Source organism: Neiella marina (genome assembly GCF_002165625.1).
Taxonomy (GTDB): Bacteria; Pseudomonadota; Gammaproteobacteria; order Enterobacterales; family Neiellaceae; genus Neiella; species Neiella marina.
Map to the genome: position 1 here is coordinate 34,888 of NZ_NGNS01000024.1, position 18,593 is coordinate 53,480.

The 18,593-nt window shown below is 49.8% G+C and carries 19 protein-coding genes; 4 read left to right on the forward strand and 15 right to left on the reverse strand.

Translation table 11 applies throughout. The features are described 5' to 3' along the window. Nucleotides 1–63: 63 nt before the first annotated feature. The 5 genes from trmH to gmk form a co-directional block, all read right to left on the reverse strand. The gene (gene trmH / locus CBE68_RS15700; protein ID WP_087507050.1) at nt 64–756 is read right to left on the reverse strand and encodes a tRNA (guanosine(18)-2'-O)-methyltransferase TrmH; all 693 of its coding nucleotides are present in this window, start codon (nt 754–756) and stop codon (nt 64–66) included. A 74-nt stretch (nt 757–830) separates the two neighbouring features. Further along, nucleotides 831–1,211 (reverse strand): RidA family protein, encoded by a 381-nt coding sequence (locus CBE68_RS15705; RefSeq protein ID WP_087507051.1) that lies wholly within the window; start codon nt 1,209–1,211, stop codon nt 831–833. A 20-nt stretch (nt 1,212–1,231) separates the two neighbouring features. Further along, the gene (spoT, locus tag CBE68_RS15710) at nt 1,232–3,340 is read right to left on the reverse strand and encodes a bifunctional GTP diphosphokinase/guanosine-3',5'-bis pyrophosphate 3'-pyrophosphohydrolase (RefSeq protein WP_087507081.1); all 2,109 of its coding nucleotides are present in this window, start codon (nt 3,338–3,340) and stop codon (nt 1,232–1,234) included. 24 nt (nt 3,341–3,364) lie between these two features. Further along, nucleotides 3,365–3,640 carry a DNA-directed RNA polymerase subunit omega gene (rpoZ, locus tag CBE68_RS15715; protein ID WP_087507052.1) on the reverse strand — a complete coding sequence of 92 codons (276 nt, stop codon included), beginning with the start codon at nt 3,638–3,640 and terminating at the stop codon, nt 3,365–3,367. A gap of 44 nt (nt 3,641–3,684) precedes the next feature. Then, the gene (gene gmk, locus CBE68_RS15720) at nt 3,685–4,317 is read right to left on the reverse strand and encodes a guanylate kinase (RefSeq protein ID WP_087507082.1); all 633 of its coding nucleotides are present in this window, start codon (nt 4,315–4,317) and stop codon (nt 3,685–3,687) included. 266 nt (nt 4,318–4,583) lie between these two features. Between gmk and CBE68_RS18765 the strand changes: the two genes are divergently transcribed. Beyond that, a complete protein-coding gene (locus CBE68_RS18765; RefSeq protein ID WP_158100636.1) occupies nt 4,584–4,775 on the forward strand; it encodes a hypothetical protein in 192 nt (63 codons plus the stop codon). A gap of 77 nt (nt 4,776–4,852) precedes the next feature. On the opposite strand, the gene CBE68_RS15725 is transcribed toward CBE68_RS18765, so the two are convergent. The 3 genes from CBE68_RS15725 to CBE68_RS15735 are packed head-to-tail and all read right to left on the reverse strand — an operon-like array spanning nt 4,853 to nt 7,786. After that, nucleotides 4,853–5,851 (reverse strand): cytochrome d ubiquinol oxidase subunit II, encoded by a 999-nt coding sequence (locus tag CBE68_RS15725; RefSeq protein ID WP_087507053.1) that lies wholly within the window; start codon nt 5,849–5,851, stop codon nt 4,853–4,855. Beyond that, nucleotides 5,848–7,215, reverse strand: a complete 1,368-nt coding sequence (locus tag CBE68_RS15730) for a cytochrome ubiquinol oxidase subunit I (RefSeq protein ID WP_087507054.1) — start codon at nt 7,213–7,215, stop codon at nt 5,848–5,850. Before CBE68_RS15730 ends, CBE68_RS15725 begins: the two co-directional genes overlap by 4 nt. Before the next feature lie 25 nt (nt 7,216–7,240). Further along, the gene (locus CBE68_RS15735; protein ID WP_087507055.1) at nt 7,241–7,786 is read right to left on the reverse strand and encodes a GbsR/MarR family transcriptional regulator; all 546 of its coding nucleotides are present in this window, start codon (nt 7,784–7,786) and stop codon (nt 7,241–7,243) included. 219 nt (nt 7,787–8,005) lie between these two features. On the opposite strand from CBE68_RS15735, the gene CBE68_RS15740 reads away from it, so the two are divergent. Next, nucleotides 8,006–9,094 (forward strand): PQQ-dependent sugar dehydrogenase, encoded by a 1,089-nt coding sequence (locus CBE68_RS15740; protein ID WP_087507056.1) that lies wholly within the window; start codon nt 8,006–8,008, stop codon nt 9,092–9,094. 17 nt (nt 9,095–9,111) lie between these two features. Here the strand turns inward: CBE68_RS15740 and CBE68_RS15745 are convergent, their stop codons facing one another. Beyond that, a complete protein-coding gene (locus CBE68_RS15745) occupies nt 9,112–9,492 on the reverse strand; it encodes an STAS/SEC14 domain-containing protein (protein ID WP_087507057.1) in 381 nt (126 codons plus the stop codon). A 297-nt stretch (nt 9,493–9,789) separates the two neighbouring features. Between CBE68_RS15745 and CBE68_RS15750 the strand changes: the two genes are divergently transcribed. Next, nucleotides 9,790–10,959: a glycosyl hydrolase gene (locus CBE68_RS15750; RefSeq protein ID WP_087507058.1), complete on the forward strand. Its 1,170-nt coding sequence runs from the start codon at nt 9,790–9,792 to the stop codon at nt 10,957–10,959. Nucleotides 10,960–11,131: 172 nt separating this feature from the next. Continuing rightward, nucleotides 11,132–11,635: a GNAT family N-acetyltransferase gene (locus tag CBE68_RS15755; RefSeq protein WP_229744779.1), complete on the forward strand. Its 504-nt coding sequence runs from the start codon at nt 11,132–11,134 to the stop codon at nt 11,633–11,635. Here CBE68_RS15755 and CBE68_RS15760 read toward each other — a convergent pair. From CBE68_RS15760 to nhaD, 6 genes are all read right to left on the reverse strand, one after another. Then, nucleotides 11,614–13,323 carry a diguanylate cyclase gene (locus CBE68_RS15760; RefSeq protein ID WP_143824594.1) on the reverse strand — a complete coding sequence of 570 codons (1,710 nt, stop codon included), beginning with the start codon at nt 13,321–13,323 and terminating at the stop codon, nt 11,614–11,616. The genes CBE68_RS15755 and CBE68_RS15760 overlap by 22 nt on opposite strands. Before the next feature lie 212 nt (nt 13,324–13,535). Further along, nucleotides 13,536–14,132, reverse strand: a complete 597-nt coding sequence (locus CBE68_RS15765; RefSeq protein WP_087507060.1) for a PqiC family protein — start codon at nt 14,130–14,132, stop codon at nt 13,536–13,538. A 3-nt stretch (nt 14,133–14,135) separates the two neighbouring features. Continuing rightward, the gene (locus CBE68_RS15770; protein ID WP_087507061.1) at nt 14,136–15,131 is read right to left on the reverse strand and encodes an MlaD family protein; all 996 of its coding nucleotides are present in this window, start codon (nt 15,129–15,131) and stop codon (nt 14,136–14,138) included. Then, entirely contained in the window at nt 15,128–15,907 is a 780-nt protein-coding gene (locus tag CBE68_RS15775; protein ID WP_229744780.1) for an ABC transporter ATP-binding protein, read from the reverse strand. The genes CBE68_RS15770 and CBE68_RS15775 overlap by 4 nt, the downstream gene beginning before the upstream one ends. Next, nucleotides 15,904–17,043, reverse strand: coding sequence for an ABC transporter permease (locus CBE68_RS15780; RefSeq protein WP_087507062.1), 1,140 nt, complete (start codon nt 17,041–17,043; stop codon nt 15,904–15,906). Before CBE68_RS15780 ends, CBE68_RS15775 begins: the two co-directional genes overlap by 4 nt. A gap of 89 nt (nt 17,044–17,132) precedes the next feature. Further along, nucleotides 17,133–18,506 carry a sodium:proton antiporter NhaD gene (gene nhaD / locus CBE68_RS15785; RefSeq protein ID WP_087507063.1) on the reverse strand — a complete coding sequence of 458 codons (1,374 nt, stop codon included), beginning with the start codon at nt 18,504–18,506 and terminating at the stop codon, nt 17,133–17,135. Nucleotides 18,507–18,593: the final 87 nt, after the last annotated feature.

Below are 18,593 nucleotides of genomic sequence, written 5' to 3' on the forward strand. Positions count from 1 at the left end.
ATACAACCAGTACATCAAGGGACAACCATCAATAGTTGATTATCGATTCGGCTGACCGAGTAGCTACTTACTCGGTGAGCGCATAACTCGCCACCACTCGTCACTGGCTTGCACATCACCTTTGTCATCCACTCGAGGGTAGGGCAGCCCTTTCTGGCGACAGCGTTTAGCCAAGATCTCGTGGCAGCCTTCAAACAATAGGCGTTGCTTTTCTTCCGGCTCAACGCCTTGAGACGCTTCGTACATGCCAGCCAAGGCGCGTTGGCGCTGTGCTTCATACAAAATGATGGCGCTGGCTACTGATACATTCAATGACTGCACCATGCCCATCATCGGCACCACGATGTGTTGGTCGGCCAGTTCGAGTGCTCGCTCGGAGATGCCGAATCGCTCAGTGCCCAAAACAATCGCCGTCGGTTTGGTGTAATCGACGTCACGAAAATCAATCGCTGTATCGCTTAAATGAGTGGCGAGGATTTGCATGCCGCTCTGTTTAAGTTGGTTGACCGCAGTATCGACATCGGGTTGGCGATGGACGCGAGTCCAGTTGTTGCTACCGGAGCTGTAAAAGTTAGAACGCTCCAACTCAGAGTCTTCCCAAATGGCGTGGAGATCATGAACACCGACGGCATCGGCTGTGCGAACTATGGCCGATAGGTTATGCGGTTTGTTGACGTGCTCCATCAGCACAGTCAGGTCCATCTGACGACAATCTAAAACAGAATTAATGCGTTCAAAACGGGCATCAGTGGCCATGGTGTTTCTCTATCTATTCGCAAACAAAAACACGCAGCCTGAGCTGCGTGTTTCAAGGTGGCTGTCAAGCACGGTTAAACGACGGCAACACCGTCAATTTCAACTTGCGCGCCGCGTGGCAATTGATTGATACCAATCGCAGCACGGGCAGGGTATGGTTGGTCAAAGTAGCGCGCCATCACTTCGTTTACTTTGGCAAAATTGCTCAAATCAGTCAGGTAAATTTGTACTTTGACCATGTCGTTGAGGGTACCACCGGCTGCTGCCAGAACTGCTTTCAGGTTTTCGAACACCTGAACTGTTTGCTCTTCAAAATCATCACTCACTAATTCCATGGTTGCTGGAACCAACGGAATTTGGCCAGACAGATAAACGGTACCATTGTGATTGATTGCTTGTGAGTAGGTGCCGATAGCTGCTGGTGCAGCGTCGGTAGAAATAACAGTTTTGCTCATGATGCTTCCTGATCTGAGGGTTAGTTGCGATTGCGAACGACTTTAACCACCTCTGGCATAACGCGAATTCGGCGCATGACATTGGCCAGTTGGATCCTGCTGGTGGTGGTGAGTACTAAATTAACACTGTAGAGCCGACCATCTTTTTCGTCGCTGCTGATGCCTTGAATGTTGGAGCCACAGTTGGCAACAATCGAGGTCAATGTCGCCAGTGCGCCTTGGTGATTCATCATTTCAACACGCAGCTCGGTAAGATACTCGTCACCCTGATCGTGCGCATCGTCCCAACGGACGGCAATGTATTTGTCCGGCTCATTCTGATAGCCACGAACATTGGCACATTGGTCGTGGTGAATAACCAGACCTCGATCTTTACTCATATAAGCGATAATCGGATCGCCAGGGATTGGTCGGCAACATTTACCAAACGTGGTCAGCACACCTTCGGCCCCAATAATTGGTAGCCGTTTGCGCTTTTTGGTGCTGAGTTTGAGGTCGCCAGCGAGACGCTTAGCGATCACTGGGCTCATGATTTTACCCAGGCCAATGTCGATCAACAGCTCATCACCATGCTCGAACTTATATTCTTGCAGTAACTGTTGCACGATTTCTGGTTCAAAGTCTTGTAGCGACTTTTGACCACCTAGCGCATGGGTAAGTAATCGCTTACCAAGCTTGAGTGCTTCTTCAGACTTGAGGTTCTTCAGGTACTGACGAATTTTAATGCGGGCGCGACTGGTAACGACAAAGTTAAGCCAAGCGGCATTGGGTCGCGCGCCTTTAGCGGTAATGATCTCGACTGTTTGACCGGTGGCCAGAGGCTGACTAATTGGGTGAGGCTGACGGTCGACCCGGGCACCAACGCAAGCGTTGCCGACGTCGGTGTGAACCGCGTAGGCAAAATCAACCGCGGTTGCGCCTTCTGGTAATTCGAGAATGCGACCATCCGGGGTAAAGCAGTAAATCTCGTCGGGGAACAGATCGGATTTAACGCTTTCAATAAATTCGAATGATGAGCCGGCGCTTTGTTGCAGCTCTAGCAGGCTTTGCATCCATCGGCGGGCCCGAACTTGCGCCGTTGTGCCGGCGGTCTCGCTTTCATCTTTATACAGCCAGTGAGCAGCAACACCTCGGTCGGCCATTTGATCCATGTGCTCAGTACGAATTTGAACTTCAACTGGCACACCATGAGGGCCCATCAGCGAGGTGTGAAGACTCTGATAGCCATTGGCTTTGGGGATCGCAATGTAATCTTTGAAGCGGCCGAGTTTGGGCTTAAACAAACTGTGCACCAAGCCCAACACGCGGTAGCAGGTATCAACATCATCAACAATCACCCGAAAGGCGTAGATGTCCATGACTTCAGTAAACGGCAATTCTTTATTGCGCATTTTCTGATAGATACTGAATAAGTGCTTTTCGCGGCCTTTAACTTTTGCAGGGATCCCCGCCTCGCTAATGCGGCCAGCAATATCCTGGGCGATAGCCTCGGTAATTTGCTTGCGATTGCCGCGCTCACGTTTTACCACGTTGCCCAGTACCCGATGACGCATGGGGTACATGGCTTCGAAACCGAGGTCTTCCAGTTCGTTGCGAATGTCATGAATACCAAGGCGATTGGCAATCGGCGCGTAGATTTCCAGCGTTTCGCGGGCAATGCGGCGACGTTTATCAGGCCGTAAAGCGAAAATGGTGCGCATGTTGTGAGTGCGGTCGGCAAGCTTGATCAATATCACTCGAATATCGACTACCATGGCCATGACCATTTTCTGGAAGTTTTCGGCTTGTGCTTCTTCTTTCGAATCAAACTGGATTTTATCCAGTTTTGACACACCTTCGACCAACTCAGCGACAGTCTCGTTAAACTGTTCGGCTAAATCTTCTTTGGTTAGGTGGGTGTCTTCGATGACATCATGAAGTAGGGCTGCCATCAGCGCTTCATGATCGAGGCGCATGTCAGCGAGAATGCGAGTGACGGCCACAGGGTGAGTCACATAGGGCTCACCGCTGGACCGAGTCTGCCCTTCGTGGGCATCGCGGCTGGCAATATAGGCCTGTTGTACCAGCTCGACCTGGGCGGGATCTAGATACTCTGCTATCTGTTGTTTCAGACCTTCAAACAATTTCAAGCGCAAACCCCGCGATAATTTGGTTTAGAAACCTGGTTGAGTGATGGAAGCAACAGATGCCATTTCAGCAGCTTCTTGCTCTTGTTGCTCACGGGCTTCTTCGGCGTCTAGTGACTCAGCAGTCACATAGCCTTCTTCAATTTCACGCAATGCCAAAACAGTTGGCTTGTCGTTGTTTTCGTCGACCAAAGGATCTTTGCCTTGAACGGCCAATTGACGGGCACGGCGGGCCGCTACCAACACCAAATCAAAACGGTTGCCGATCTTATCAACGGCATCTTCTACTGTAACGCGAGCCATGACGGCCTCCTGTTGTTCAAAAAAGGGACGAAATTCTACCCAAATCAGGCGCCTTCCGCCAGTAGTTCGTTGAGCATAGCTTTGTGGCGCAAAGATTGTCCAGCGCGACGCAGTCTGCTGGACACCACAATTGCGGTTAGTTCTTCCAGTGCTTGGTCAAAATCATCGTTAACGATGACATAGTCATACTCATGAACGTGGGACATTTCTGCCACTGCTTTTGCCATCCGACCCGCAATGACATCCTCTGAATCGGTGCCGCGTTTGCGCAAGCGTTGCTCGAGCTCGGCGCGGCTGGGCGGCAAGATGAACACGCTGATGGCGTCTGGTTCGTGCTTGCGGATCTGCTGAGCACCTTGCCAGTCAATATCAAACATGACATCAACGCCTTTAGCTTGCTGCGCTTCGACCGCATGGCGACTGGTGCCATAGAAGTTGCCAAACACCCCGGCCCACTCAAAAAACGCATGATCATCAATCAATTGCATGAAATCTTTTTGTGAGACGAAGTGATAGTGTTCGCCATTCACTTCGCCAGGACGCGGTGCTCGAGTGGTATGGGAAATCGAAACCTGAACCTTGTCGCGGCCGCGAGCTTCGATCATGGCTGCAATAAGGCTAGATTTTCCGGCGCCACTTGGCGCTGAGATTATAATGAGAGAACCGCGGTCGGCCATGGTTTGATTCACTTTCCGGCTGTTTCAGAAAGCGCCTTAAATTAACACTGATTGCTGTGATGATCTAGCAACGCTTTTTGTTCAGCAGCCGTTCAAGTTGGCTGGGATTAAATAGTTCACGACATCATTTGGTTTAGTCTAACTGAGATGACAGGCCAAATTGATATAGATCAAATTTAGATTTAATACGGCTCTGAACCAATTAAAACTAAGTATATCTAATGAGTGACCCACAAAATTTATAATCGAACTCTGGAAGATCACACATGCATTCAAGTTGGCAAATAAATGTTTATTCACCACGCATGGCATGCGTCCGCATCAGTGGTGATTGCAAAAGTTACGAAATGCTGATCCCTGATCAGCGACCCTACATGGCCAGTCGCAGTAAACCGCAAGGGAAATGGCGGATGTCAGTTCCTTATTCGGCAACGAAGCGTAAGACTCAAAACGCCTGACAGAAGTTTCTATGCTAAAAGGCCTGCCTAAGTGGCAGGCCTTTTTTGTTGCTGGGTTTGCTGGTGGGGTAACAGCGCTAATAGTACTTTAGTTCCGTCGCTTTACCCCAAAATACGCGATAAGAGAACACTGTATAGGCGAGGATAACCGGCACCACGATGACTGCGCCATAGAGAATAAACATCAGCGATTCTGGCGCGCTAGCGGCCTGCCAGATATCGATTTTGCCGGGTACGATATATGGATAGAAGCTGAACGCTAGGCCTTGGAAACACAGCACGAAAATAATCACCGCACACACAAACGGCAGCCAGCAACCAAAGTCATCCGGCAATGGTACTTTTTTCAACACCCGATCGACGATGGCGAACATGGCAAAGCAGGTGATTGGGATCATTCCCATGGCGACGACAAATGGGAAGGTAAACCACTTTTCGAATACTGCCGGATTGACCAGTGGATTGACCGCACACACTGCGATAATCCCAGCTAAGCAGGTCCAACCGCAGCGTCGCCCCCATGTTGCTGCTCGTACTTGAAGTTCACCTTCGGTTTTCATCACCAGCCATGCTGCTCCGATGTAGGCATAAGCAGCGGTCACACCAAGCGCACTGAGAATTGAGAAGCCAATCGATTGCGCGGTGTATTCAAAGCCCATGACGTACATACCGAGCATGTAACCTTGAGACAAACTGGTGATCAGTGAGCCAATGCGGAAGATATGATCCCAGGTTCGCTTATTTTCCAGCGCGACTTTAGCTCTAAAGTCAAAAGCGACGCCGCGCAGGATTAAGCCCGCTAGCATGATCGCCGTTGGTAAATAGAGCTCGCGCATGACCTCGCTATGGGCTTCGGGAAAGGCAATCAGTAACAAACCAATGGCCAACACTAGCCAGGTTTCGTTGGCATCCCAAAATGGACCGATAGATGCGATCATGGTGTCACGTTGCTGCTCATTGTCGTTGGGCAGTAAAATACCAACGCCCAAATCGTAGCCATCCAAAATGGCGTACAGCAATACAGCTAGCCCCATCAAGCCAACAAAAACGATTGGTAACCATTGTGCTTCACTCATGCTTTTGCCTCCGCTTTCATTACTGGCGATTGAATGGCTGTTGCCGTTGGGCTTTGGTATTCCTCCAGCTCAATGGCACGGTTTGACATCACCAATAGCGTTCTCAGATAGGCGATGATCAGTACCGTATATAGTGTCAGGTAAAGCGCCAGCGACGTCGCAACTGACGTGTTCGGAACTGTGGTCACGGCATCGGCAGTAGTTAGCACGCCAGTCACCAGCCAAGGCTGGCGACCGATTTCGGTTACGTACCAACCCGCTAATGTGGCGATCCAACCAGAAAACGTCATTGCAATGAGGCCGCGATACATCCAAGTCGGCAACTCGCGCTTGCGCCACCAGAACCAACAGCCCAGCCAAGATGCGGCAATCATCAACATGCCGACTCCAACCATGATTCGGAAGCCGTAAAACAACGGCGCAACCGGCGGGTGGTTGCCTTCGAACTCATTCAATCCTTGTAGCTCGCCATCCCACTCATGGGTAAGGATCAGTGATGCTACTTTGGGGATTTCGATGGCGTAATGAGTGGTTTGCTGTTCTTCATCTGGGATGCCAAACAACACCAGAGGTGCGCCTTTTTCGGTATGCCAAACACCCTCAATGGCGGCAATTTTTTGAGGTTGATGTTGCAACGTGTTCAAGCCATGGAGATCGCCGACGAATGCTTGGGTGGGCGCCAATATGGCAGCGACGATCAACGCTGTTTTGAGCGCTACTCGAGGGGCTTTTTTCTCATCCCCTTTAAGCAAGCGGTAAGCACTCAAGCCTGCGATAAAGAACGCCGCCGTCAAGCCCGATGCGATCAGCATGTGAGTCAGCCGATAGGGAAATGATGGATTAAAGATGATTGCCCACCAGTCAGTGGCATGTGCCACGCCATCGCGCATTTCGAATCCCGTTGGGGTTTGCATCCAGCTGTTGAGTGCCAGAATCCAAAATGCTGACAGACTCGTGCCGATGGCGACCATAAAGGTGGAAAAAGTGTGGACCTTGTTGGGCACTCGGCCCATACCAAACAGCATGACACCGAGGAAGGTCGCCTCTAAGAAGAAGGCGGTTAGGACTTCATAGCCCAGCAGTGGGCCGGCAATATTACCAACGGTTTCCATAAAACCGGGCCAGTTGGTGCCAAACTGGAACGACATCGTAATGCCGGATACCACGCCTAGTGCAAAGGTTAAGGCAAACACCTTGACCCAAAAGCGGTATGCTCGCATCCACATTGGATGGCCGGAGAGGTCAAATCGCACTTTGAAATAGCAAAGAAACCAACACATGGCGATAGTGATGGTAGGGAACAGAATGTGAAAGCTGATGTTCGCGGCAAACTGGATCCGCGACAGCATGAAGGTATCGAGCACAGGTCTCTCCTCTATGCCTGACTGATCAGGACTTGTTAACTAATTTATCTTTTAGCTCAAGCACTTTGCTGAATCCTGATCCGAGTTTTACCAGCTTGTGCAAGGTTTCCGGTGACATATTGTGTAGCTCCGTAGACCACTGAGTAACGCCTTCAAGCAAGTCATGAATCTCGCGCATGCGTTGCTGAGCAAAGGCCTCAGTTTCGTTTGCCGGAGCATCGAGCAATTGATCACGCAACAGTGTCAATGTTGGGTCAATTTCTCGTTTACGCCTTTCTTCAAATACGCGCTTTGCCATGGTCCAGATGTCGCCAGCGGCCGTGTAGTAGTCTTTGCGGTCACCGGGTTGATGCTGAACTTGGACTAACTGCCATGACTGCAACTCCTTTAATCCCATACTGACATTGCCTCGGCTGATGCTCAGCGCTGTGGCAATATCATTGGCGGTCAATGGTTTTTCGTTAATCACCAGCAGGGCATACATTTGGCCAACGGTGCGATTAAATCCCCAGCGGCTACCCATCTCGCCAAAATGCATGACAAAGGCTTCAATTTTTGGACTTAAATTCATTTATTGCATGTTTTGAACTTTCAGAAATTATTGAAAGCTTATGGCGAAAATTGATTTAGATCAAGAATTGTATGTGGCAGTATTTGCCTCTCGGGTACACGAATGCGCCGAGGCGCTAACATAACCGATTGTGTCTGTTGCAGTTTACTGATCTTGAAAGTGATTTTTGCAGTAGGCAATTAGGGCTATCGCTCGCCAAGATCTGACAGGGTGAACATCATGAAAAAAATCGTCCAACTAACCGCATTCGCTATGGCATTGGTGGCAAACGCTGTTGCTGCACAATCGTGGCAGGCAGAGATTATTGCGGAGGGCCTAGGAATCCCTTGGGGCTTGGAGCAGGTTGACGCCAACACCGTCATGGTCAGCGAGCGACAAGGCCAAATCGGCTTGTTGGATTTAAGCTCTGGCAAGTATCAGCCGATTTTTCAGGTCCCGGACGTTGAACAAGTGCGTCAAGGTGGTTCATTGGACATTGCCAAGTCACCGTTTAAGGCCGATGAATACTATTTTACCTACAGCAAGGATGTTGGCACGGGGATTGAAACGGTGCTTGCCGTGGCCACATTGCAGCAGCAGAAGCTGACCGGCTGGCGCGATATCATGGTGACAAAATCAGGCTCGGAGAAAGGCGTTCATTTTGGCAGCCGGATCACCTTCGATGACAAGCATTTGTATTTTTCGATTGGTGATCGAGGGCATAAAGACAACGGCCAGAACACGCAAACACATGCCGGTACTATTTTACGATTAAACCCGGATGGTTCGGTACCGAAAGACAATCCATTCGTTGCCGATGATGACGTGCTGGATGAGATTTGGAGCTATGGTCACCGCAACCCTCAGGGCATGTTCTTTGATGAACCGAGTCAAGTTCTTTGGTCCATTGAGCATGGCCCTAGAGGTGGCGATGAGATCAACCTGATCAAAGCAGGTCATAACTATGGTTGGCCGAAAACCTCTCACGGTAAAGAGTATTGGGGACCAGTAGACGCTGGCGAAGCACAAGAACTACCTGGCATTGAGTCGCCGCGCTATGTGTATACGCCATCGATTGCCCCGAGTTCGTTGGTACTATACCGCCATTCGCGTTACCCAGAGTTGACCGGTAAATTGCTCGCTGGTGCCCTTAAACTGGCCCATATCAATGTCCTGACGCTCGATGAAAACAATCAGATCGTCAATGAGGAGCGGATTGTGGAGGATTTAATGGAACGCGTTCGAGATATTGAGGTGTTATCCGATGGCACGATTGTTTTTAGTGCAGATACTGGGCGGATATATCGCTTAATCGGTTTGAAGCCATAATTCAATTTTTGAGCCGATTACTCAAAGCTTTCAAACCAGCGTTTCGCAGCGTCGACATTGTCAAAATAGGCGACTCGCTGGGATGAGTGTTCCCTCACGCGTGACTCGTTAATCTGTTGAAATAAAACCGATTTAGTTATCAGAGCTTTGGCAACCAAGTTTTGCTGATCAAGCCATAGGTTGAACTCTGCGCTGGCTTCATAGGCCTCAGGGGTACCGCCATCGACATGGCGAATATCAATTAGCATGTAAAAAGGTCGATTTTCTAGACCGACAATGGCCTGTTCAATCAGTTTCGAAATGGCTTCAATGGTGTATTCGTTGAATGAGCCAGCCATGACAATGTGAATGATGTTACCTTCCACTGAAACGTCAAATTCGCCATGAACTAGAGTCATTGCAGCCCCCTTGCCATCAACTGATGCACCTTCATATTATGAAAACCATTGGCAAAGTAAATAGCAGCTTTGGCTAAAGCTGATTCAGCGTAAGATTTGTCATCGCAGCAGTCCTTGTTGGGATATGGCTGGCCAATAACGAGCGATGTTGTGACTGTTAATAACTGCCTAATCGACCTTCAGTGTCATCAATTGTTACCGTTATCATAATAATGTGATTGTAATCAAGGTTCAGCTGATACTGATTGCTACACTGCCGGCAGTCCATTGTTGCAAAGTCCCTCGAAAGGTCACTCTATGAATACCATGCTCCGTTTGGCTCTCGCTTTAGCGCCACTGTTCGTAGTGTTGCTTGGTGGCTGTCAGCCGCAAGTCAAAGAAAACCAAACTTCAGCCCCAACGCCGGTGGTGACGAACAAACCTGATCTGCTGGCAAAACTGAAGGGGCAACCATTACTACTATTTATTGGTCAAGATGTCGCAACCATCGATGCCTACAAAGCATCGGGTTTGTTTGTGGAGCCTGCTGGGGTGGTGACCTATACCAATGCCTACAACAGTCATGGTTTAGCAAATGACGCTGATTGGGGGGCCGGACCGGTGAACGGTGTTACGACCCACAAGCGCTCACCAAATTCGGCATTGATGATCGGCCTCGCAATGATGGAAAGTGAAGCATACAAGGGGGCGGTCGCAGATATTGCAACGGGCAAGTTCGATGACAACTTGAAGCAATTTGCGGCGGTGATTCGTGACATGAAAGTGCCGGTGTTCGTGCGTATCGGCCATGAATTCGAAGGCCCTTGGTATGGTTATGAACCAGAGAGTTATAAAGCGGCATATCGGCACATTGTTGAGGTAATGCGACCCCTTGCCCCCAATTTCATTAGTGTTTGGCATTCGGTCGCTTACAGTGAAGAACACAAACCCGCCAACGTGTTGCAGGCCGAGTGGCGTAAGTGGTATCCCGGCGATGATGTTGTTGACTGGACGGGTATCACTTGGTTTAACGCTGACAACGAACCTGTGGCACAAGCGTTTGTTGATTTGTCGCGAAAACTGAATAAGCCGTTGATGATGGCTGAGACTGCGCCGATGGGCTATGACTTAGGGCGGGGAACGCTAGGTCATGTGGTCAATGGTGACGATTTTAAAGCGGGCGATGTCATTAAGAACATCAATGGTGATGAAATTTGGCAAGCTTGGTTTGAGCCAACGCTGGCATTCATCGAAAAGAACCGCGATGTTATCTACTCCCTTTGCTACATCAACACGCACTGGGATTTACAGCCGATGTGGCGAGCAGATACCGAAACAGGTCAGTATCAAGGACTCTATTGGGGCGATTCCCGCGCCGAAGCAAACTCACAAATCGCCGCTCGTTGGGCGGCAGAAATCAAGACCGACAAATGGCTACAAGTTCCGTTAACTGATTGGCACGCTTGGATGCCAATGCACGGCAACTAATTCGCTGACTGATTCCTCCATGTAACCGCCGTATTCTGCGGCGGTGCTCCCGATTATTGCTGCCTAGCTAAATTCATCGGAGGTCAACCTTGAGGCCTCGCTGAGCTGTGCTACTTTCTTAGGGCAACTATTAATCGTGGTTACTCCATTTCTTCGTTGTTTTGAGCCCGCAATGGATGCGGCGGATGGTCTTTTGTTGCTGAGTAACCAATTGTTTGCCATGGATCTGGACACTATGTCACTAAAATATCGTATTAATGCCCCTGTTTCCGTTGGGCAGTTTCTTCATGTTCTCCATCAATCTGGGTTAGCCAGTAGGCGGCCTGTCAACGATCTTGAATGCCTCAAAGGAATGCTTCAAAACAGCAATTTGATTATCACCGCTTGGGATCAAGATGAGCTCATCGGCATCGCTCGTTCGATGACCGACTTTCACCACGCCTGCTACTTGTCAGACTTGGCTGTTAGCCAAGCTTATCAAGGTCTTTCGGTGGGCTTTAATCTGCAGGTACTCACCCAGCAACAGTTGGGAGAGCACTGTAAATTGATCTTGTTGTCGGCACCAAACTCCAACGAGTATTACCCCAAACTTGGTTATCAAGCGCACGATCGGTGCTGGGTGTTGTCGCGAGATGAAGTGTTGAGTAAGCGCGCTTACAGTAATGCCATGTCTTGATAGCAACAGATTTGGTCTCTCCCCAACTTCTTTGCTTGATACAGCGCCGAATCGGCTGCTGTTACCAGTTCTTGCACCTGGCTCATCTCGGGGCTCAAGCTGGCGACACCCGCACTAAGTGTGATCGGTTGTTGCGCCGGACAATGACAGTGGATTTGTTTTAACAGCCGTTCGGTCATGGCGACCGCTTCATGTTCTTTGGTGCGCGGCACAATAATGGCAAACTCTTCACCACCAAAGCGGCATACCATCGCTGGTTGACGGATGTGGTAGAGCAATTGTCTGCCGAGCTCGCGCAGCACATCGTCACCGGCGCTATGCCCGTATTCGTCGTTTACTTTCTTGAACCAATCAATATCCAACATGACCATCGACAGCGCTTGTTTACGTTGCTTTGCACGACGGAACTCGTCGCCAATCCGCTCATCGAATTGGCGCCGGTTTAACAAATTGGTCAACGGGTCAATCTCAGACTTGAGCTTGAAGGTGTTGATTCTGCTGCCCAGTGCTAGAGAGAGCAGTACCATTTCAACTAACGCGCCAATTTGAAAGGCATTCTGGGTAAAGCCGTTGTGTGGTAGGTAACCGAAGCTCTTCGCCATGTAGATCAGTACGCCAATGAGCAACGCTAGCCAAGCGAGCATAAAGTATCGGGCGATCGGGTGGCGTTTAAATAGCGCCCAGCTACCCATTACTAAAATAAGCCCGGTAACTACTGTGGTTAGTGTTGCTTGGATGAGTACCATCATATCGTAGGGCAGCAGAATACAGCCAACGAGCGCCAGGCTGCAGGCCGTCGCTAGCCATTCGGAACTTCGATCAAGCCATATCGAAAAGGATCGCATTTGCAGAATATGGCGGCTGAACTTCAAGGCAAATACTAATGTTAGGGCAAGCAGTACCAGTAGACTTTGATTGGCGAGAGCGGGAGAGTCGGGCCACAAAAATTGAAATGTCAGACCGTTGTGAGTGGCCATGTAAAGTCCATAGCTCACTACATAAGCCAAGTAGTAAAACAGCGCACGATCAATAATTGTCAGAAACAGTAGTAAGTTATAAATCACCAATACGGCAAATCCACCGTAGTAGAGGCCATAGGCTAGTTGCTCGACAGCAATGGTTTCAAGCAATGGCAGGATCGGGGCCAACCATAAGCCGATATTCAATGAACCTTGAGTTTGATAGCGAAATAGATAGGTTTTTGTTTCGCCGCCCGCTAGAGATATCGGGAAGATAAAATCGCGATGTTTGACAAGTCGTGAATCGAACGGCGTGAAGTCACCGGTTATGCTCAGCGGAATTGGCTGCAATTGGGTCAGCTGCCAAACCGACAAGTGGTCAATGAGTGGATAATCTTGCCGAAAGACCAATTGCCGTTGTTTTGATTCATTGTTCTGAACCGTGACACGGACCCACCAAGCCGATTTGCTAAAACCAAAGTTCGCTGATTGTTGTTGCCACGGCTCAAAGTCATTGCGTTTGACGACGTCATTGACGGTGAGCACGCCGCTGACATCCTCATACAGCTCTGCGACCGGCAATATATTGGTTACGGTCGTTACATCCAAGGTGGCGATCGCTGGGGCAATTTCGGCGACTGCTAACTCGCTACGTTTAGCATTTTGGCTACTGACAAACAGCAAAGAGATGACCACGACCACAAGCGCAATGACGGGCAACCAGGACACAGCTCCTCGACTTGAAGGCTGAGCTAAATCAGTGAACACAGTACGACCTTTAATGTGAATAATTCTTGTTATCGAGGTCGATTGTTACGTTATGAGACGGCGCGGTTCAAGGGCTTTGTTGCAATTGTGTTAACGTTATCCTTACTGTCATTTTGACCGTAACTCAATACTTTTTAGTTAATGCTCTGTTTTTGTTGATAATGTATTGGCGATTAGGATTTGCCTGCTGCATCGGCAGTAATCACAGCTTTGACCAGTTGTTGCGTCAACGCTGACAACAATTCGTTGTGAACCCGGACAAGGTCGTCGTAATCACTGGTTGTGGTTGGAATCTGTTGATTGAACAGTCCCTGAGCGACAACCAAATGGTCAACTCGGTTGTACAGCTGCCAACTGGCCGTTAGCCGAACCTGTCCGCCTAACTCACCATCAAAATGCAGCACTTCGACCATCAATTGATGGCTACTGGTATTCGCAATCGGCAAGGCTTGAGAGAAATCACTGAGTTGGGCATTCGGTAGTTGCTGTTGCAACGATTGGCGGATAATTACTGGCAATTGTTGCGGTAGTGCTGAAGCCCAAAGTTGAGCGCTGGAATAATTCAGTTCATGGGCTGAACGGCGATCGATAATGCCTCGGCGCTGCAGGTGGTTGGCAACTTGGACGGGGCCGACAACGAGCGCCATATCGACGCTGTTATCGCTTGCCGAAGACGTCATTGGGTTAAGTAAGTAATAGCGAGTTGGCGCACTGGAAGAACTGCATGCGACCAGTTGAATGACGGCGATCAAACAGATAATTAAGCGCATGGGTTACTCCGATTTTCCGAATATCATCGATTCAGGTTGCCGCTGCAGATTCTCAAGTAATTCATTCATTGATTGCAGCGTTTGATTCATTTGATTGAGGTTTTGCTGGGCTTGGTAGCGCAGATTGGATTCCGAGTTTGCTAGCCCATCATAGGTTTTCAACGTTGCCTCTGTTTGCGCTAGGGTTTGATTGAGTTGGCTGAGGGTCTGTTCGACCTGCGGCATCAATTCAATACCGCGATTACTGAATTGTCGGAAGCGTTCGGAAGACGCTTTGACTGACGCCATGCTGGCGTGAAATTTGGCCACCGTTTGGGGAAATTCAGCATTAAGGTTTTTTAGCAGTATTGTCACTTCTCGGCTTGCGGTAGCCATTTCTTCACGGAATGTAAGCAACGACTCGGATTCCAGCTGCTGGTTGATATTGTTGACTAAACGCCGCAGGTCGGTGCCAATCGCTGCAAAATCAACGGCACTAATATCTTGCAGGATACCCTCAATGGCAGCTCCTGCCTCATCAAACTGGGAGGGTAGCAAAGGGAGTTGGGTGACATCTGTTTGAACCCTGATGGTCCGCCCGACTTGCGCTTGATTCACTTCCAGTTCAATTTCGAGCTGGCCGGTGACCAAACTGCGAGGAACCAAGCGGGCCTGAATGTTGTTGATGATGGCATCGTGTTCTTCGGTCATGGTCAACGCCACGCCGCGCGATGTTTTCAAGCCAATGTCTTTAACCTCTAGGTATACCGGCAAGACAATTTTCTGCAGCGATTCTGAGTACACCACTTGGATCTCAACAACTTGACCAATCGGTACCCCCTGAGCAGTGACTGTGGAGCCAATATTCAAGCCTTTAATTGAGCGGTCGAATACCACCACGAAGCGATCAGTTTTTTTGAACAACGAGCCGGAGCTAAGCAGCGCGACGCCGACAACGAGCACTAGCAGTGCTGTTGATACGAAGATGCCGATAGAGCGGGCTTTGGCATGTTCATTCATGAGGTTGACGTCTCCTTTGGTGAGGTGCGCTCGCCACGGGTTAGGAAGCGTTGAATTTTAGGGTCTTCACAATGTGCCAATAGCTGCTTGGGGTCGCCAGTTGCAATTTGTGTTTTGGTTTCTGGATCGAGGAATACAGAGTTATTGCCAATGGCAAAGATACTCGCCAGTTCGTGAGTCACGATAACAACCGTGGCGCCAAGGCTGTCTCTTAACTCTAGAATTAAATCATCCAATAGTCTGGCGCTAACCGGATCTAACCCAGCAGAAGGCTCATCAAAAAACAGCACTTCTGGGTCTAAGGCAATGGCGCGGGCTAATGAAGCGCGCTTTCTCATCCCGCCACTAATTTCCGACGGCATGAAATGCTGATATGGCTCTAGGCCAACGAGCGCGAGTTTGTAGCGGACCAGATCATCGATTTCGGCAGCGCTTAATTGGGTAAATTGCTGCAAGGGCAAAGCGACGTTTTCGCCCAGTGTTAGCGAGCTAAGCAAAGCGCCTGCTTGGTAAGTAATGCCAAACCGACGCAATAGTTCGCGCTGCTGCTGGGTACTGACCTGCCACAAGCTTTGACCGCTAAAAAGCACTTCACCCTGGGCGGGCCGATTGAGGCCAATTAAATGCTTCATCAGGGTGCTTTTCCCGCAACCACTGCCACCCATAATGACGAAGATGTCACCGCGTTTGATGGCGAAAGATAAGTCGCGCTGAACCACCAAACTGCCATAGGCCATGGTCAAGTTATTGACTTCAATGTGAGTTGCTTGGGTCATAGGCCGAGTACCGTCAGCAGGACTGTCACCAGCGAGTCGACTACGATGATGGCGACGATGGAATGAACCACGGCCAATGTCGTTGCTTTACCAACTGCTGTTGCACTGCGACCACAGTTCAAACCATGGATACAACCAGCCATAACAATGACGACGGCAAACAGAATCGATTTCACTAGACCGATGGCGTAGTGATACAAGGCCACGGTGTCTGACATTTGTTTGATGTAAAGTTGCCAGCTGATATCGAGCATTAACGACGAGACCAAAGCGCCGCCTAGGATGCCCATGGCAATGGAGAAGACGGTGAGCAGCGGTAGCATGATTAACATGGCCGTGACCCGCGGCAACACCAGAAATTCAACATCAGACAGGCCCATGGTTTTGAGCGCGTCAATCTCTTCATTGACTTGCATGCTGCCAATTTGCGCAGCATAGGCGGCGCCAGTTCGGCCGGCCATAATGATGGCGGTCATCATCGCGCCCATTTCCCGGCCCATACCCAAGCCGACCAAGCTCGCAACATAGATTTCGGCGCCAAATTGGCGCAACTGAACGGCACCGACGAACGCCAGTATGACACCAACAAGTAAACTGATCAGAGCGACAATTTTAAACGAGCCAGGGCCTGCATCGAGCATAAATAACCGCACGTCTTCGGCTCGATAACGTGCTTGACCTTTGAGCAATCGCCAAATGGCCATGGTCAGGTGGCCGAGAAAATCGAGGGTAAAGTCAAACCGTCGAAAGGCTCGGCGGGTACGAATACCGATTCGTTCGAAAAACGGCAGTTGCGGGGATTCTTCGGTGGTGACCTGACGCCGTGGATAACTATCGGCTAGGTTGAGCAGCCGAGTGACGCCTTGTGGCAGCTCATTGAGTTCAAGTGCAATATTGAGTTCGTCAGTTAATGCTTTGAGTTCGCGTAGAGCGGCCATCAACGATGAATCCCAGCGGCCAAGCTGCTGGCCATCAACAGTTACACTGCGCCAAGTTGACTTGGGATTAAGCTGCTGGCGAAGTTGCTCTTTGCTCAATAGGCCATCTTCTAGGCGCCAATCGCCCTGCAGGGACACTCGCACCTGGGATTTATCGGCGGCAATGCTTAGCGCTAGCTTTCGCTGATTTCCTTGCACTGGCTATGTACCCCACCTTGGTCCGAGTTACCTAAAAATATTCGCTAACATCAACAACCTAATCAAAGGAAACTAGGGCGTCAAGGACACTACAATAGACCATTTAAAGCAAAATGGCAGGCAATACCAGCGCCATATCCTAAGGCGATTGCCCAGCTCCACTGCAAATGCTTTAGAAAGCTATAGTAACCTGCGGCTGATCCCATTAGCGCGACGCCGGCGGCAGAGCCCACAGCCAGCAGGCTGCCACCGACACCTGCCGTCAGAGTGATTAACAGCCACTGGAACTGGTTCATTTGCGGATCCATGGTCAGAATCGCAAACATGATAGGAATGTTGTCGACCACCGCGGAAGCAACACCAGCAATAATGTGGGTGATGCTAGCCCCCCAATTGCCGTACATGTAATCAGAGGCTTCACTCAAAAATCCCAAGAAAGCCAGTGCGCCAACGCAATGAATGACGCCGAAAAAGAACAATAGGGTATCCCATTCGGGCACAGCCAAACGGCTGAACATATTGAAGTCTTGGCTTGGATGTTGGTTGGGCTCGGTCTGACGTGAAAAGTAGGTGGTGGTGAAGAGGAACGATAGTCCGGTCATCATGCCCAAATACGCCGGTAAGCCGAACAGCGTTTCAAAGCTCAATGCCATGATGATGGTGAGCAAAAAGAGACCGCAAACTAGTCGACCATGACGTTTGGTCGAAACTTGCCGGCCTTGCGTATCTGGTCGGCCCTTTGGAATAAACAATGCTAGACAGCATGCAGGCACCAAATAAGTCACTAGGGCTGGCAGTAGCAACGACAAAAACTGCGGCAACGCCAACTTACCTGCTTGCCATACCATGAGCGATGTCAAATCGCCAAATGGCGAGAATACGCCCCCAGCATTGGCGGCCACCACAATGCCGACGCAACTCAGGGTAACAAATCTTGGTTGTTGCCGCCCGACGCTCAACACCACCGCCCCCATCACCATGGCAGTGGTCAGGTTGTCGGCAATCGGCGATAAGCAAAATGCGATAGCCGTTGTCGCCCAAAACAACTGCTGATAACTCCATCCTCGCCGCACCAACTTACTTTTCAATGACTCAAAGACATGGCGCTCTTCAAGCACATTGATATACAGCATGGCCACTAGCATGAACAAAAACAGCGCAGAGTACTCTGACAAGTTATGGATGACTGCATTTTGTAACTGCTGGTGGGAGATTTCTTGTTGTGCGGCTACCAAAGCGGCGAATACCCAGAGCACTGCAGCGGCTTGGATCATGGGTTTTGACTTGGGTAGGTTGAGTCGCTCTTCAAAGATCACCAACATATAGGCGACCACAAACACCAAAGCGCCAGCGATCGCCAGTGGTTCTTGGGTAGCGTGTAAATTGGCTGGACTCGGTGCTTGAGCGCTGGCGGTTAGCGGAAACAGTGCCAGCAGCACCGAGGCAAAAGCATAAAAGTGCACTGAATTTCCTTATTGGTGTTCATTTCTCAGTTTAGTCAACGGCATCACTAGCGATGTGAAAAAGATTGATTTTTATTTAAAAAATGT